This is a genomic window from Actinomyces dentalis DSM 19115 (assembly GCF_000429225.1).
In the GTDB taxonomy this organism is placed as follows: Bacteria; Actinomycetota; Actinomycetes; order Actinomycetales; family Actinomycetaceae; genus Actinomyces; species Actinomyces dentalis.
The window spans coordinates 136,184-152,044 of record NZ_AUBL01000002.1; the positions used below are offsets into that span (position 1 = coordinate 136,184).

Genomic DNA, 15,861 nt, shown 5'->3' on the forward strand with positions numbered 1-15,861 from the left:
AATCGACATGACCACCAGGATTCCGACGTCGTATAAGCGGTATCGGGCGCTGTGGATCGTCATCCACGCGGCCCTGCTCGTCGCGCTCCTCCTCGTCACGGCCAACTGGTACGCCTTCGGCGGGGGGGATCGGCTGCTCGCCCACTGGGCCGACCAGGTCATGATCCTGCAGCACGATCTGGCCAACGCCATCCGCTTCCCCTGGGACTGACCGTGACGAGGCCGAACAGAACACTGTGCCCGAACTGCGGCGAGGGCGTTCTGCGGGGCGGATGGTGCTCCAAGTGCTCCTACCGCACGCCGGAATCCCGGCAGCGCGAGCAGGAGGCTCAGAAGCGCCGGCGGGCGGCCGATTCCGCCGCCGACCAGTTCCCGGGCCCGCAGACCTGGGCCCCTCGGCGCGGCGCGGGCCGCCCCGCGCCCCCGGTGCCCGCCCCTGGGACCGGGACCCCGGTCCCCCGGCGCGGCGCGGGCCGCCCCGCGCCCCCGGTGCCCGCCCCTGGCGGGCGCGGGCCCGCGGCGGGCGCGGTCGCCCTGGACGGCACCGTGGTCGATGTCGGCGACATCATCAAGGAGACCGTCGATCTGCGCAGCGCCCTGGCGGCGGGCACCGCGGTGCGCGGGTGCCTCCTCCTGCCGCTGCGGCTGGCCGGGATCCTCGCCGGGTGCCTGTTCGCGCCCCTGCGCCTCCTGCTCATGCCGAGCCTGTTCATGGGGCACTCGAAGCCCCAGCAGGACGAGATGGTCGTCCTCGAACGCCATCCCTTCGTCGTCCAGGACGCCTCGGGCGCCCGTCACGACTGCTACATCCGGGGGGAGTTGCGCGGGGCCCCCGTGCGCCTGGGCGAGCGGGTGAGGGTCCAGGGGCGCGTGGAGCGCGGCACCGGTCTGCTGCGCGTGGCCCGCTTGACCAATACCATGACGGGGGCGACCACGACCGGCCACGTCGACGTCCGCGTCCGTCGTCAACCGTATGTTGTTGCGGGCGCCATCATCTTCATGGTGCTCGTGCTCCTCATGCTGCGGAGGGTGCTGTGAGCCGGGGATGGGAGGGCTCCCGGGCGGAGTCCGATGAGTTCGGCGAGGAGGCTCCGTCCCGCCCGGAGGGGGCGGACGGCGTCTGGGAGGGGTCCCGGGCCGCGGACGCCCGGATCGAGGACGACGCCCTGTGGTCGGGCGCCCGCGCTCCCCGGCAGTGGCAGGCGCGCCCCGACGCCGAGTTCCGGGCGGAGTTCGACGACTTCGTCGAGCCGGGCGAGGCCGGCTTCCCCGTCGCGGAGCGCTTCGAGGACCCCGAGCAGTGGATCGAGCGCATCAACCCGCGCTGGGAGGGGCCGAACGGCCCGTATGGGAGCAATTGCGCCGACTGCGCCCGGTGCGTGGAACGGACGTGGCGCGGGCACGGGGAGGTGGCGGCGGGCCAGCTCGAGGACGGTGAGTCGGTCGAGCGCGTCGAGCAGTGGACGGGGCCCCTCGAGACCGTCGACGGCGAGGGCGCCATTTCCCGGCTGGAGCGGGGCGGCCCGGGGTCGAGCGCCTACGTCGCCAGCACGGGGGAGGGGTGGGGCCACGCCTACAACCTCGTCAACCACGAGGGTGAGGTCCTGCTCGTCGACGGGCAGGACCACCGTGTCGAGAGCGCCAGGGGCCTGCTCGATGGGCATGATGAATTCCACCTGCACCCGGAGGCCTGGCACCGGGCCGCGTTCTGGGATCCTGAAGGGAAAGAGCTGTGACCGTGCACATGATCGAGGAAGAGGTCTGGAGGGTCTTCGAGAGGGCCTCGGGACATCACCGTGAGAAGTTCCGCCTGGAGCGGGTGGAGGGCGGCTGGGTGGTGCGGTGGGCGGATCGCGCCTCGACTCCCATGGGGATGGCGCCCTGGGTGGTCACCGACGGCGGCGAGGCGATGCGCGTCGGGTACCCCCTCTCGCTCAAGACGGTTCTGGCTGAGGTCGCCCGAAAAAGAGCGTCGTGAGTCCCGCGATGGCGCCCGAGACGGTGATGGGGCTGCCGTCGACGGTCGCGGGCGCGCAGGCGGCGCTCGCCTCGCTGCGTCATGGCCCCTTCGCCCGATGGCGCTGCGCGCAGCCTGCGGTCGCCCCGGGCATGACGTGGTTCTCCATCACGGCGGTACCGACGGAGGAGGCCGGTGCCACGACCGCGCTCGAACGATTCCTCTGCGCCGCCTCCGGGGCCGGCGCCGTCGTTGTGCTGCGCCTCGGACACACCGACGCGGCCGGGATCAGGTGGAGCATCGGGACGCAGGACGAGGCCGCCGCGCGGCGCTGCCGCCTCATGCTCGCCCCGTTCTACGACTTGGAGGCCGAGGCGGAACCGGCGCTGACCGGCGGTCTGGGCGTCGGGGTGGTCCACCGGATACTGGCGTTGCCGGGCGAGAATCCGGCCGATTCCCCCCGGGGGGTGCCGATCCTGGAGTTGCTGCCCTCCGTGAGCGGGCAGTGGTCCGTCCAGCTGCGCTGCTCGGCGCTGCGCCCCGGGGCGCTGGAGCGGGCTGAGGATCTCCTGGTGGATCTGGAGCAGCGGGCCGCCGAGCAGCTGACCCGGACCCAGCAGGTCACCGCCACCGTCAGCAGCTCGACGACGTCGGCCGGGTGGAGCCTGGTCATCGACCACATCGCCGCCCTGCGCCGTCTGGTCCGCCTCATGGAGGCCCGCGGGGGCTGGGCGGTGGACACCTGGGTGACGGCCCGGACCGAGCCGGAGCTCGACGCCGCCCTGGCCTGCCTGCACGGGGTGATCGGGCAGGAGCAGGGTCTGCACGTCATGACCCGCGATCTGGAGATCTCCGGGACGGGCGCGGAGCCGGACCCGACCAGCCTTCTTGACTCGCGCACCCTCGCCGGGGTCCTGGCGAGTCCCGGCGCCTCGGTCCCGGGGCTCCTCGCCCGGCCCGCGCCCCCGGCCCACCGCCACGGGGCCGGTGTCGCCGGGCCCCTGGACATGGGCCGCGCCTGGGGCACGGACCAGCGGGTCTGCATCGGCCTGGGCGACCTGGAGGGGCACGGCTTCCTCACCGGGGCCACTGGCTCGGGCAAGTCGACCAGCCTGCTGCGTCTGCTCTCCCAGGCCTGGAACCGCCACCACCTGCCCTTCCTGCTCATCGACCCCGTCAAGGACGAGTACGAGCGGATGTCGGAGCACTTCGAGGGCGGCCTGGCCCTCGTGCGGGGCAGGGATATCCGACTCGACATCATGCGGGCCTGGGAGGGCGAGGACCCGGCCGACCACCTCGCCCAGGTGGCCCGGGCCTTCATCGGCTCATTCACCATGCCCTCGCCGGCGCCCTATGTGGTGACCAAGCTCTTCGACCAGGTCGTGGGGCAGCCCGGGGGGCCGGGCGGCGCCGCGCTCCACGACGTGAGGGACATGCTCGACCCCATTGTCGCGTCCCTGGGCTATGCGGGCGAGCCGCAGGCCAATATCCGGGCCATTATCGCCACGCGCCTGGACCTGCTCCTGTCGCCCCTGCGCGCCGCCCGCCTGTGCTGGCCGGACTCGACCATGATCTCCCGGCTCATGAGCGGCCCCGCGGTCGTCACCCTGGCGGATCTGGGCGACGACGAGGAGCGGTCCTTCCTCGTTCTGGTCCTCACCATGGCCGTGCGGGCGATGGCGCGTTTGCGCGGCGCCGTCGGGGGAGTGCGCCATCTGCTGGTCTTGGAGGAGGCCCACCGGGTCATTCCCGACATCCCGCCGTCGGCGGACCCGGAGGCCACCAGCGCCGGCAAGGTCTCGGCCGATCTGCTCTCCGGCATGCTCGCCGAGGTGCGGGCCTACGGGGAGCAGGTCCTCGTGGTCGACCAGAGCCCCTCCCGGGTCAGTCCCGAGGTGCTGCGCAATACGAACCTCAAGATCGTCCATCGCGTGATCCACCCCGACGATCAGGTCCAGGTGGCCGGGGCCATGAGCATGCTCGCGCAGGAGAGCCGGGGCCTGGGACTGCTGCGCGCCGGGCAGGCCGTGATCTCCTCTCGGGCGCGGCCCCAGCCGCAGACCGTCGCGATCGCCATGGCCGAACCCCTGCCGCGGGCGGGCGCCCCGCACCGGGTCGCGGCACCGCCGGCCGACTGGCCCTGCTGCGACGGCGATGAGAACCGCCACTTCCGGGCCTGGAGTCAGGCGGACGCCGCCGCGCCGCACCTGGCCCTGTTCCTCACCGGGGCGCGCGAGGGCGCGGGGGACGGCGCCGCGCTGCGCCGCTGCGTGCACACGGCGCTGGCCGCCCTGGCGCCTCCGCATCAGACGACCGTGCCCTGCCTGGTGTGGGCGGGGTTGCGCCGCCTGCTGGTCCAGGAGCGCCTCGAGGGCCTGTTGCCCGACGCCGGAGCGGTGGACCGGGCGCTGGCCTCCGCCTTCGAGCTGTGGGAGTCCGGCCGCGGCGTCACGCGGGAGGCGGGACTCGACTTCTCGGTGCCGCTGGCGGCCAACCGCCGGACCTGCCCCTGGTGCGGGGAGACCTGCGCCCTGGGGGTTCTCACGCGCACCCAGTACAGGGCCGGTCCGGGGCTGGGACTGCGCCTGCTGGAGACCAGTCGATGGCGCGACAGGGGCAAGGACATCGAGAGGCACGTCCGCAACGAGGCCTCGCGCCTGGAGCCGCTGCTGGGGGACGGCGCCGCGCACCACGTCATGCGCTGCCAGATCCGTCAGATCGCCGCGAGGAACAAGATTCACGAGGCCTTCGCCGAAAGCCTCATCCGCGTATGCGGTGTGGAGAATTGATGGGAATTCCGCCATGGACGTCATTATCGGTATCGACCTGGGAACCACCCGCTGCGTGATCGCCCATGACGCGGGCGACGGCGCGCCGGTCGTCATCAGTGCCGAGGACGGGAGCTCGTACACGCCCTCGGTCGTCCACTTCGACGGGGAACGGTGGGAGGTGGGGGTGGGAGCGGCCCTCATGGCCCCGGTGGATCCGGATTCCACCGTCGTGGGGATCAAGCGGGAGATGGGCGAGGACACCGCCATGTCCTTCGGCGATGAGGAGTACGGCCCGGAGGGGATCTCCGGGATCATTCTGCGCCACCTGGCCGACCTGGCCGAGGCGGAACTGGGTCGCGGGCGGGTGCGCGCCGTCATCACGGTCCCGGCGTACTTCGGGGCCGCCGAACGGGAGGCCACCCGCAGCGCCGCCCGCATCGCCGGGATCGACTGCCTGGGACTGCTGGCGGAGCCGGCCGCGGCCTCCCTGGCGGCCGTCGGCGCCCTGGAGGAGGGGGACACCCGCCTGGTCTACGATCTGGGCGGCGGCACCTTCGACGTCACCGTCATCGAGCAGCGCGGCCGAGGACCGGCGAGCGTCGTCGCGGTCGACGGTGACTGCCGTCTGGGCGGTCTCGACTGGGACGAGCGCCTCAGCGACCTGATCCTGGAGAAATGGATCACCATCGCGGCCGACCCCGGGGCGCAGGATGACGACGAATTCCTGGAGCGGCTCCGCGCGCATGCGGAGAAGGTGAAGATTTCCCTGTCGCGTCGCGGGAAGGCGGATGTGAACCTGCGCCGGTGCGGGCATCGGGCCGCGGTGACGATCACCCGGGAGCAGTTCGAGCGCGTCACCGCTGACCTGCTGGACAAGACCGTGGATGTGGCGCGCCGGGTCCTCGCCGCCGCCCCCGTCCGTCGGGTGCGGGCCCCGCACGAGGCGGTCCTGGTGGGAGGATCTTCGCGCATGCCCCAGGTGACGCGCGCCGTCGCCCAGCACCTGGGCATGCGGGCCGTCCTGCGGGATCCGGACACCTGCGTGGCCAGGGGCGCTGCGATACTGGCCCGCGAGCTGGCCGCCCGGCGACCGGACCGGACCGCCGGGATGTCCGCTGCGGCGGTCGGGGCCGCGCGCAATCCGCTCCTCACCCGCAGCGTACTCACCGTGGCGCCGCGACAGATTGGACTGGTCCTGCGGGACTCCCGTGAACCCGGAGGACCGGAGACCGTCGTCCCCGTCGTCGCGGCCAATGAGGCGCTGCCGGTTTGCGATCGGCGGATCTCGGCGGCGACGCTCGCCCCCGATCAGGGTCGCGCCATGGTGACCTTGGTGGAGCAGCTCGGCCCCGTCGTCCAGCCGGAACGGGAATTCTACCGCGACGTCGCGGTCCTGGAGATCTCCGGTTTGAAGGGGGCGCGGGGCGGCGAGGTCGTGCTCGAAGTGAGCGTGGACGTCGACGGCATCCCGCGTCTGGCGGTCCTCCAGGACGGCAGGCCGCTCGCGGTGCGCGGCCGCAGCCGGGGCGCCGGCGCGCCGGAGCGCCTGGACCGGCTGACCCGGCGGGTCAGCGGCCCGGCCCTCGTCCCGGTGGCGCAGACCCGGGACTGGCTCCCGCACGACGCGCGGCGGGCCCGTCCCCTCGCCCGGTGGCCGGTCGGAGATCACTTCGACGAGCTGGCCGACTCCTTCGGGGGCGCGGTGATCCTGTGCCTGGACGTGTCCGGATCCATGATGGACGACCTGCCCCAGGCCCAGAAGGGCTGCCTCGCCTTCCTCGACTCCGCGCGGGAGGCGGGATACTCGGCGGGCGCCGTCCTGTGGAATCACCTCGTCGTCGGCTCGGCCGCCCCGAAGCCCGGCGGCGGTGCCGCGCGCGCCCTCATCGGCGCCGCGACGGCCGACGGCGGGACCAACGTGTGCCCGGCCCTGCGCCGCGCGGACGAACTTCTCGAGGGGTGCCGCGGCGACCTGGTCATCGCGATCTTCGGCGACGGCGATCTGGGGGATGCGGAGCGGGCCGAGAATATCGCCCGCGCCCTGACCGGCAGGGGGATCCGCATCATCACCTGCGGGCTCGGCCTGGCCAGCGCCCGCTCTCTCGCGCAGATCTCCACGGAGGAGCGCCCGGCGCCCCGAACGGCGGACGCGGGCGGGCTGTCCGAGGGCATCGCCTCCATGGCCGCCGGACTGCGCCGGTGGTGAGCGGCCGCAGCGGCGGGCCTGGGAAGAACTGCCCGGATCCGCCCCGCGGGGGCCGCTGTACTCTGGGGGCGGCCGCCACCCGGCGACTCAGCGGGCGGAAGGCCCAGTCCCAACACCACCGCACGTTCAGGATCATCATCATGTCATCACCCTCCTACCCGCCCCCGGCCTACCAGCCCGCCTCCGGCGGGGCCCCGGATCCCGGCGGCGCCCCGGTCCCCCCGGCGGAGCCGTACGCGCGCGCCGCGGCGCCCGAACGCCGCCGGCGCTACTCCACCGCCGCCTTCGTGGCCGGGCTCCTGACGGTGTGCGCCTGCGGGCTGCTGGGCTGGTCCGCCTACACCCTGCTCGCCTCCGTGAAGGTCTTCAAGGTGATCCTGGGGCAGGGCTCGCTGGTCAGCGGCACCGTCATCGCCGTCTTCGGCCTGGGGGCGGTGGTCGCCCTCATCGCGTTCATCACATCGATCGTCGGCGTGGCGCGCTCGCGGGCCCGGCTCGTGCCGGCGCTGGTGCTCCTGGCCGCCCTGGTCCTGCCGGCCGTGGCGACGGGCTACGGGATTCAGCAGGGCGGCAAGACCCTGTACAACCAGACCCTGGCCGACGCCCAGAACTACATCGGCCAGATCGACACGGGGGACGTCAACGCCCTCTACGACCGGTTCAAGGCCTTCGGCGTCAACCTGCCCGGGCGCCAGCAGATCGTCGACGTCCTCAACGGTGTGGGGAGGGGCGACGACGGCGCCCCCGGCGGGGCCACCCCGGCTCCCGGCGGGCAGAGCGGCGCCCCGGACGAGACCCCCGGCGGAGCGGACGACGCCCCCGCCGCCCCGGGCGGGCCGGGCGGGTCGGATGACTCCTCCGGCGCCCCGGACGACGCCCCCGCCGCGGATAACGGCTCGTGAGCGCCTGAGCTCCGCGCCGCCCCTCCGCCCGCGCCCGGGCGCCGGGGTGTCCAGGACCACGCGCATGGCTCCCGTCGAGCCCTGGCGGCGGCGGCGCGCCGCGGGTAGCCTGGCCCGCGGTGCCCGCACGCGGGTCGCCTCTCCACTTCCGTTCCCAGCGGGCGCGGCCGCGGCCGTCCCGTGACGCGGGTCTGCCGCGGCGGGAACCGACGGGCCCCTGACGCGGGGCTCCGGACGCAGCGCCGGCGAGCCGGCGACGGCGGGCCGGCCCAGACCCCGCGGCGGCGCGCGCCGTCGCCGGGGGAGCGGGGCCGGCGGCGGGCCAGATCAGCCCAGACGCACGTGTAGATGGAGAATCCGTAGTGCCCACCATTCAGCAGCTGGTCCGCAAGGGCCGCTCGACGAAGCGCTCGTCGTCCAAGACGCCGGCGCTCAAGGCCAGTCCGCAGCGCCGGGGCGTGTGCACCCGCGTGTACACCACGACCCCCAAGAAGCCCAATTCCGCCCTGCGCAAGGTCGCCCGCGTGCGCCTGTCGACCGGCATCGAGGTCACGGCCTACATCCCCGGCGAGGGCCACAACCTCCAGGAGCACTCGATCGTGCTGGTGCGCGGCGGCCGCGTCAAGGACCTCCCCGGCGTCCGCTACCACATCGTGCGCGGCGCCCTCGACACCCAGGGCGTCAAGAACCGCCGGCAGGCACGGTCGAAGTACGGCGCCAAGAAGGAGAAGAAGTAATGCCCCGCAAGGGTCCCGCGCCCAAGCGCCCCCTCGCCGTCGACCCCGTCTACGGCTCGCCGGTCGTCACCCAGCTCGTCAACCGCGTTCTGCTGGACGGCAAGAAGTCCACCGCCGAGCGCATCGTCTACGGCGCCCTGGAGGGCGTGCGCTCCAAGACGGACCAGGACCCGGTCTCCGTCCTCAAGCGCGCCCTGGACAACATCCGCCCGGCCCTGGAGGTCCGCTCCCGCCGCGTGGGCGGTGCCACCTACCAGGTCCCAGTCGAGGTCCGCCCGGCCCGCGCCACCACCCTGGCCCTGCGCTGGCTCGTGGACTTCTCCCGGCAGCGCCGCGAGAACACCATGACCGAGCGCCTGACCAACGAGATCCTCGACGCCTCCAACGGACTGGGGGCCGCTGTCAAGCGCCGCGAGGACATGCACCGAATGGCCGAGTCCAACAAGGCCTTCGCCCACTACCGCTGGTGACGGCGGCGCGTCGGCCGGGCCCGCCCCGGCGGGGGCCGGCCGGCGTCATCACTTTGAACCGACTGAATAACGAAGGACTTCACTCGTGGCACTCGACGTGCTGACGGACCTGACCAAGGTCCGCAATATCGGCATCATGGCCCACATCGACGCCGGTAAGACCACCGTGACTGAGCGCATCCTGTTCTACACGGGCATCAACTACAAGATCGGCGAGACGCACGACGGCGCCTCGACCATGGACTGGATGCCCCAGGAGCAGGAGCGCGGCATCACCATCACCTCCGCCGCCACCACCTGCTTCTGGAAGAACAACCAGATCAATATCATCGACACCCCCGGCCACGTCGACTTCACGGTCGAGGTCGAGCGCTCCCTGCGCGTGCTCGACGGGGCCGTGGCCGTCTTCGACGGCAAGGAGGGCGTCGAGCCCCAGTCGGAGACGGTGTGGCGTCAGGCGGACAAGTACGGCGTCCCGCGCATCTGCTTCATCAATAAGATGGACAAGCTGGGCGCGAATTTCGACTTCTCCGTCCAGACCATCCGCGACCGCCTCCACGCCACCCCGATCGTCCTCAATTTCCCGATCGGCTCGGAGAGCAGCTTCTCCGGCGTCGTCGACGTCCTCCAGATGCGGGCCGTGCGCTTCCCGGAGAAGGACGCCAAGGGCAAGGACACCCGCGGCGCGGTCGTCGAGTACGAGGAGATCCCGGCGGACCTGGTCGGCCGGGCCGAGGAGCTGCGCGCCGAGCTCATCGAGACGGTCGCCGAGGCCGACGACGAGCTCATGGAGAAGTACCTGGAGGGCGAGGAGCTGAGCGTCGACGAGCTCAAGCGGGGCATCCGCAAGCTCACCGTGGCCGGCGAGGCCTTCCCGGTGCTGGCCGGCTCGGCCTTCAAGAACAAGGGCGTCCAGCCCATGCTCGACGCCGTGCTCGACTACCTGCCCTCCCCGCTGGACGTGCCCGACGTCGAGGGCCACGCCCCCGGCAAGGAGGACGTCGTCGTCACCCGCTCCGCCGACGAGAAGGAGCCCTTCTCGGCGCTCGCCTTCAAGGTCGCCACGCACCCCTTCTACGGCAAGCTCGTCTACGTGCGCGTCTACTCCGGCAGGGTCTCCCAGGGCGATATGGTCCTCAACGCCACCAAGGGCAAGAAGGAGCGCGTCGGCAAGCTCTTCCAGATGCACTCCAACAAGGAGAACCCGGTCGAGCAGGCCCACGCCGGGCACATCTACGCCTTCATCGGCCTCAAGGACGTCACCACCGGCGACACCCTGTGCGCCCAGGGCGCCCCGGTCATCCTGGAGTCCATGTCCTTCCCGGACCCGGTCATCCACGTGGCCATCGAGCCCAAGACCAAGGGCGACCAGGAGAAGCTGGGCATGGCCATCCAGAAGCTGTCCGAGGAGGACCCGACCTTCACCGTCCGCCTGGACGAGGAGACCGGTCAGACCGTCATCGGCGGCATGGGCGAACTCCACCTGGACGTCTTCGTCGACCGCATGCGCCGCGAATTCAAGGTCGAGGCCAATGTGGGCAACCCGATGGTCGCCTACCGCGAGACCATCCGCAAGAAGGTCGACAAGGTCGAGTACACCCACAAGAAGCAGACCGGCGGCAGCGGCCAGTACGCCAAGGTGCTCATGTCCTTCGAGCCGCTCACCCCCGAGGCGGACGAGAACGGCGAGGTCGCGCACTACGAGTTCGCCAACGAGATCACGGGCGGGCGCGTGCCGCGCGAGTACATTCCCAGCGTCGACGCCGGCGTGAGGGACGCCATGCTCACCGGCGTGCTCGCCGGCTACCCGGTGGTCGACGTCAAGGCGACCCTCGTCGACGGCGGCTACCACGAGGTCGACTCCTCCGAGATGGCCTTCAAGATCGCCGGCTCCATGGCCTTCAAGGAGGGCGCGCGCAGGGCCTCCCCGGTCCTGCTCGAACCCGTCATGGCCGTGGAGGTGCGCACCCCCGAGGAGTACATGGGCGACGTCATCGGCGACCTGAACTCCCGCCGCGGCCTGATCCAGTCCATGGAGGACGCCGTGGGGGTCAAGGTCGTCAAGGCGGCCGTGCCGCTGAGCGAGATGTTCGGCTACGTCGGCGACCTGCGCTCCAAGACCCAGGGCCGCGCCGTGTACTCGATGAGCTTCGACTCCTACGCCGAGGTCCCCAAGAGCGTCGCGGACGAGATCATCGCCCGGGCCAAGGGCGAGTAACCGCCTCCGGCGCGCGGGGGCGCCCCGCGCCCGCATTCCAGTAAGATTCCCAACAATCCACCAGTAGAGACTCTCGGCGTCGGCCCGGCTAGCATGTGTGCAGTCGAACTTCGACGAAGAGAACTACCCGAGTCCCAGGAGGACACCAGTGGCCAAGGCCAAGTTCGAGCGGACCAAGCCGCACGTCAACATCGGAACGATCGGTCACGTCGACCACGGCAAGACGACGCTGACCGCTGCGATCTCCAAGGTCCTGCACGACGAGTACCCGGACCTCAACCCCTTCACCCCCTTCGACGAGATCGACAAGGCCCCCGAGGAGCGCCAGCGCGGCATCACCATCAACATCGCGCACGTCGAGTACGAGACCGCCAAGCGGCACTACGCCCACGTCGACGCCCCCGGCCACGCCGACTACATCAAGAACATGATCACCGGTGCGGCCCAGATGGACGGCGCCATCCTCGTGGTCGCCGCCACCGACGGCCCCATGGCCCAGACCCGCGAGCACGTCCTGCTCGCCCGCCAGGTGGGCGTGCCGGCCCTGCTCGTCGCCCTCAACAAGGCCGACATGGTCGACGACGAGGAGCTGCTCGACCTGGTCGAGATGGAGGTGCGCGAGCTGCTGTCCTCCCAGGACTACGACGGCGACGACGCCCCCGTCATCCGCGTGTCCGCCCTCAAGGCCCTGGAGGGCGACCCCGAGTGGGTCGCCAAGATCAAGGAGCTCATGGACGCGGTCGACGAGTACATCCCGACCCCCGAGCGCGACATGGACAAGCCCTTCCTCATGCCCATCGAGGACGTGTTCACCATCACCGGCCGCGGCACCGTGGTGACCGGCCGCGTCGAGCGCGGCAAGCTGCCGATCAACTCCGAGGTCGAGATCCTGGGCATCCGCGAGCCCCAGAAGACCACGGTCACGGGCATCGAGATGTTCCACAAGTCCATGGACGAGGCCTGGGCCGGTGAGAACTGCGGTCTGCTCCTGCGCGGCACCCGTCGCGAGGACGTCGAGCGCGGCCAGGTCGTGTGCAAGCCCGGCTCCATCACCCCGCACACCGAGTTCGAGGGCCACGTCTACATCCTGACCAAGGACGAGGGCGGGCGCCACAACCCCTTCTACTCCAACTACCGTCCGCAGTTCTACTTCCGGACCACGGACGTCACCGGCGTCATCACCCTGCCCGAGGGCACCGAGATGGTCATGCCCGGCGACACCACCGAGATGACCGTCGAGCTCATCCAGCCCATCGCCATGGAGGAGGGCCTCGGCTTCGCCATCCGCGAGGGCGGCCGCACCGTCGGCTCCGGCCGCGTCACCAAGATCATCAAGTGATCTGATCTCCCCGCCGCGGGCCCGCCCGCGCAGCGCCCGGGCGCCCGTCGTCTCCCCGCAGACGACGGGCGCCCGGGCTTTTGCGCGCCCGGCGCGCGGGGCGAGACGAGGTCGTGGCCGAGACGTTGTGCGAACGAGACGGGGGCGTGGCTGTTCCGAGACGTCCGTCCCATAGCCTCAATGGGTCTTCACGAGATTGATTCCCCCGTCCGTAGACCCTTCTTGGAGTTCCCCCGTGTTTCACTTCCGCCAGGACGCCGTGCGTCGTCGTCTGACGGGCCTCGTCGCGCTGTGCGTCGCGTCCGCGGCCCTCGTGCTCGGTCCGGACGCCGTTCCCACAACGGCGAGCGCCGCCCCCGCGGGCGCGGCGCTCCCCGCGGTCTTCGCCACCGGCGGCTCGGGCCGCTACGTCGATACGATCCAGTGGCTCCAGTGGGCCGACTACTCGCAGTTCCAGGGCGTGGCCAAGCCGAACGTCCCCGTGCTCGACTACGGGCAGACCAAGGACTTCGTCAATGAGCGCGACCTGGGCGACGGCGGCACCCTGGTGACCACCTGCACCCTGTCCAACCTCCAGCACCTGGGGCACAACCCGGCCACCACCGAGGCGCAGGCCAAGGGCCCGCTCGTGGCCACCATCCCGGGCGCCTGGGCCGGCGACGCGCTCGACAACCTCTACAACGTGGGCGGTCCCGGCCAGTGGAGCGACGGCTCGGAGACCTGGCACAGCGGGCTGACCTACCCGGGCGACTACACCAACAAGAACCAGATGGTCATCGGCCTGGCCAACGGCTACGCCTACAACGGCGCGAACACCTGGGACAGCAAGGTCTGGGGGAGTCCGGGTTCCAGCACCGACCCCACCGGCTTCAACGCCCAGGTGAGCGTGGACTACTCCTGCTCGGCCGAGCTGCGCGCCCCCGACGGCAGCATCATCCCGGTCCCCATCCAGGGGCTGGTCTTCGCCGACGCCGAGGCCTCCTCGCGGCGCTACGGCATCAAGTCCTGGGCGACCTCGGAGTATCAGGACGAGTGGGTCCAGGCCAGCACCGACCAGCCCGTCACCTGGCGCGTCCTGGACACCATGCGCTCGCAGGGGTGCGTCTCCAAGACCACCGGCAAGCAGGTGACCACCGACGCCGAGGTGTCCAACGGCGGCCAGACCCTGCGCCTGATGCCCAGCGACGAGGAGTGCGTCTACCAGCGGGCGGCGGACGGCACGTCGGGCACCTACTCCCATCCCAACGGCATCGGCGGCCCCGACGCGGTCATGTTCATGGAGGGCGCCACCAAGGCGACCATCACCATGCAGGGCGCCGGCTACTCCGCCGTCGCGCTGGGCCTCATCGTCGCCACCGACTTCGGCGACGCCCCCGAGTCCTACGGCTACGCCGGCTCTCTGTTCCAGCCCACCTGGAAGGGCGGAGAGGTGACGGCCACCACCGACGCCTTCGGGGTCAGCCCCCAGGCCGAGATGTACATGGACCGGGGCGCCCCCCGCCTGGGCGAGCGCATCGACGCCGAGGGCTACCAGAAGTTCTCCGCCGACGCCCAGGCCGACGACACCAATGCGATCTTCGACGACGAGGACTCCATAGACCTGACCCAGTGGGGCATCGTCACCGGTCCGGGGCAGTCCCACACCGAGAGGGTCGCCTGCGAGGGCACGGGCAAGATCGCCGCCTGGATCGACTGGAACAACAACGGGGCCTTCGACGACGCCGAGAAGAGCAACGAGGTCGCCTGCGACAACGCCTCGAACTCGGCGACGCTGACCTGGACGGTCCCGGCTGACGTGACCAACACCAAGCGCAGCGTGGACGGCGAGCCCGGCTCCCGGCCCGACAGCTACATGCGCGTGCGCATCACCAATGACAACGGCGGCGACGGCCAGAGGCCCGTGGGCATCACCTCCACCGGCGAGGTCGAGGACTACAAGGTCTCCATCCGCGTCCCCACCCTCCAGCTGACCAAGGGCGTCGACAACACCTACGCCTCCGCCGAGGTCCCGGGCCTGGGGGCCGACCAGTGGACGGTGACGGGCACGGGCGCCAATGACACGATCTCCGGGGCCGGCACGACCGGCGACCCCCAGGCCGTGGCCGCCGGCCAGGTGGCCCTGTCCGAGAGCTCGGACAACCCCGACGCCGCCGGCTACGAGGCGGGCCAGTGGACCTGCGCCGAGACCGAGGGGACCGTCGCCGAGACCGGCAAGCCCTACTCCTCCAGCGTCGGGCAGAGCACCGACGGCGCGGCGAGCCTGACCGTCAACAACGAGGACCGCGTCTCGTGCACGATCACCAACACCGCCAAGCCGGGCTCCCTGTCGTGGAGCAAGGTCGACGCCCAGGGCGCCGAACTGGCCGGGTCGGCCTGGGCGCTGACCGGTCCCGAGGTCCCCGCGGACACGGTCGTGGCGGACTGCGCCGGGGCCTCGTGCCCGGCGGGCGACTACCTCGACCAGGACCCGGCCGCGGGCCGCTTCCGGCTGACCGGCCTGAAGTGGGGCACCTACGCGATCAGGGAGACGACGGCGCCGGCGGGCTACGCCGCCGCGAGCGGCGAGTTCTCCTTCACCCAGATCAGGGGCTCCGCCCTGGAGGGGACGCTGGTGCCCGCCGAGGGCGTGGCGGGCAACGGCGTGGTCAACCAGCCCCTGGTGGGCTCGGTGACGTGGACCAAGGTCGACGCGGACAACGCCAAGCCGCTGTCGGGCTCCACCTGGACGCTGACGGGTCCGGGCGTGCCCGCGGGCACCGTCGTGAACGACTGCGCCCAGGCGCCCTGCCCGACCGATCCCTTCACCGACCAGGACCCGGTGGCGGGCTCCTTCAAGGTCGCGGCCCTGCAGTGGAGCGCCGACGCCTACGCCCTGACGGAGAAGGACCCGCCGGCCGGCTACGCGCTGGATGCGACGTCGCACTCCTTCACCATCTCGGCGGACGCCCTGGACTACGCCTTCACCGCGTCCTTCACGAATTCCAAGACCACCGTCCCCCTGCTGCCGCTGACCGGCGGCATGGGCGCGGACGCCTTCCTCCTGACCGGCGCGGCGCTCGGCGCCGTCGCCCTGGTCGCCGCCTACGTGAGGAGGCGCCGCTCGCAGACCGTTCAGTAACCCACCCGCAGCTGACGGGGCCCCGGTCCGACCGCGGATCCCGCCAGGGGCTTGACACCGAGCGGAGCAGAGCCTCGGCCCTGAGAGCGCGCCGTTTCCTCATCGCGTCTCCCCGCATCCCATCTCTTGAGCATCCGCACGGC

At 71.6% G+C, this 15,861-nt stretch carries 12 protein-coding genes; all 12 read left to right on the plus strand.

Annotation, left to right across the window (positions count from 1 at the left end; all coding sequences use genetic code 11):
* The first annotated feature begins 7 nt into the window (after positions 1 to 7).
* The 12 genes from G446_RS0101300 to G446_RS0101355 all read left to right on the plus strand — a co-directional run bounded on the left by G446_RS0101300 (position 8) and on the right by G446_RS0101355 (position 15,718).
* Positions 8 to 211 carry a hypothetical protein gene (locus tag G446_RS0101300; protein ID WP_026408763.1) on the plus strand — a complete coding sequence of 68 codons (204 nt, stop codon included), beginning with the start codon at positions 8 to 10 and terminating at the stop codon, positions 209 to 211.
* A gap of 2 nt (positions 212 to 213) precedes the next feature.
* Positions 214 to 1,038, plus strand: a complete 825-nt coding sequence (locus G446_RS19690; RefSeq protein ID WP_156916465.1) for a hypothetical protein — start codon at positions 214 to 216, stop codon at positions 1,036 to 1,038.
* The gene (locus tag G446_RS19695) at positions 1,035 to 1,736 is read left to right on the plus strand and encodes a toxin glutamine deamidase domain-containing protein (RefSeq protein ID WP_026408765.1); all 702 of its coding nucleotides are present in this window, start codon (positions 1,035 to 1,037) and stop codon (positions 1,734 to 1,736) included. The genes G446_RS19690 and G446_RS19695 overlap by 4 nt, the downstream gene beginning before the upstream one ends.
* Positions 1,733 to 1,978: a hypothetical protein gene (locus tag G446_RS0101315; RefSeq protein ID WP_026408766.1), complete on the plus strand. Its 246-nt coding sequence runs from the start codon at positions 1,733 to 1,735 to the stop codon at positions 1,976 to 1,978. Before G446_RS19695 ends, G446_RS0101315 begins: the two co-directional genes overlap by 4 nt.
* The gene (locus G446_RS0101320; RefSeq protein ID WP_156916466.1) at positions 1,975 to 4,746 is read left to right on the plus strand and encodes an ATP-binding protein; all 2,772 of its coding nucleotides are present in this window, start codon (positions 1,975 to 1,977) and stop codon (positions 4,744 to 4,746) included. Before G446_RS0101315 ends, G446_RS0101320 begins: the two co-directional genes overlap by 4 nt.
* A 13-nt stretch (positions 4,747 to 4,759) precedes the next feature.
* Positions 4,760 to 6,934, plus strand: a complete 2,175-nt coding sequence (locus tag G446_RS15270) for an Hsp70 family protein (protein WP_051285535.1) — start codon at positions 4,760 to 4,762, stop codon at positions 6,932 to 6,934.
* A 140-nt stretch (positions 6,935 to 7,074) separates the two neighbouring features.
* A complete protein-coding gene (locus G446_RS18550) occupies positions 7,075 to 7,836 on the plus strand; it encodes a hypothetical protein (RefSeq protein WP_051285536.1) in 762 nt (253 codons plus the stop codon).
* A gap of 362 nt (positions 7,837 to 8,198) precedes the next feature.
* Positions 8,199 to 8,573, plus strand: a complete 375-nt coding sequence (gene rpsL, locus G446_RS0101335; protein WP_026408768.1) for a 30S ribosomal protein S12 — start codon at positions 8,199 to 8,201, stop codon at positions 8,571 to 8,573.
* Positions 8,573 to 9,043, plus strand: coding sequence for a 30S ribosomal protein S7 (gene rpsG, locus G446_RS0101340; RefSeq protein ID WP_026408769.1), 471 nt, complete (start codon positions 8,573 to 8,575; stop codon positions 9,041 to 9,043). Before rpsL ends, rpsG begins: the two co-directional genes overlap by 1 nt.
* A gap of 85 nt (positions 9,044 to 9,128) precedes the next feature.
* Complete coding sequence (gene fusA, locus G446_RS0101345) at positions 9,129 to 11,261, plus strand: elongation factor G (RefSeq protein WP_026408770.1); 2,133 nt, start codon at positions 9,129 to 9,131, stop codon at positions 11,259 to 11,261.
* A gap of 148 nt (positions 11,262 to 11,409) precedes the next feature.
* On the plus strand, positions 11,410 to 12,600 hold the full coding sequence (gene tuf / locus G446_RS0101350; RefSeq protein WP_026408771.1) for an elongation factor Tu: 1,191 nt from the start codon (positions 11,410 to 11,412) through the stop codon (positions 12,598 to 12,600).
* Positions 12,601 to 12,835: 235 nt separating this feature from the next.
* On the plus strand, positions 12,836 to 15,718 hold the full coding sequence (locus tag G446_RS0101355) for a CshA/CshB family fibrillar adhesin-related protein (RefSeq protein ID WP_425393861.1): 2,883 nt from the start codon (positions 12,836 to 12,838) through the stop codon (positions 15,716 to 15,718).
* Positions 15,719 to 15,861: the final 143 nt, after the last annotated feature.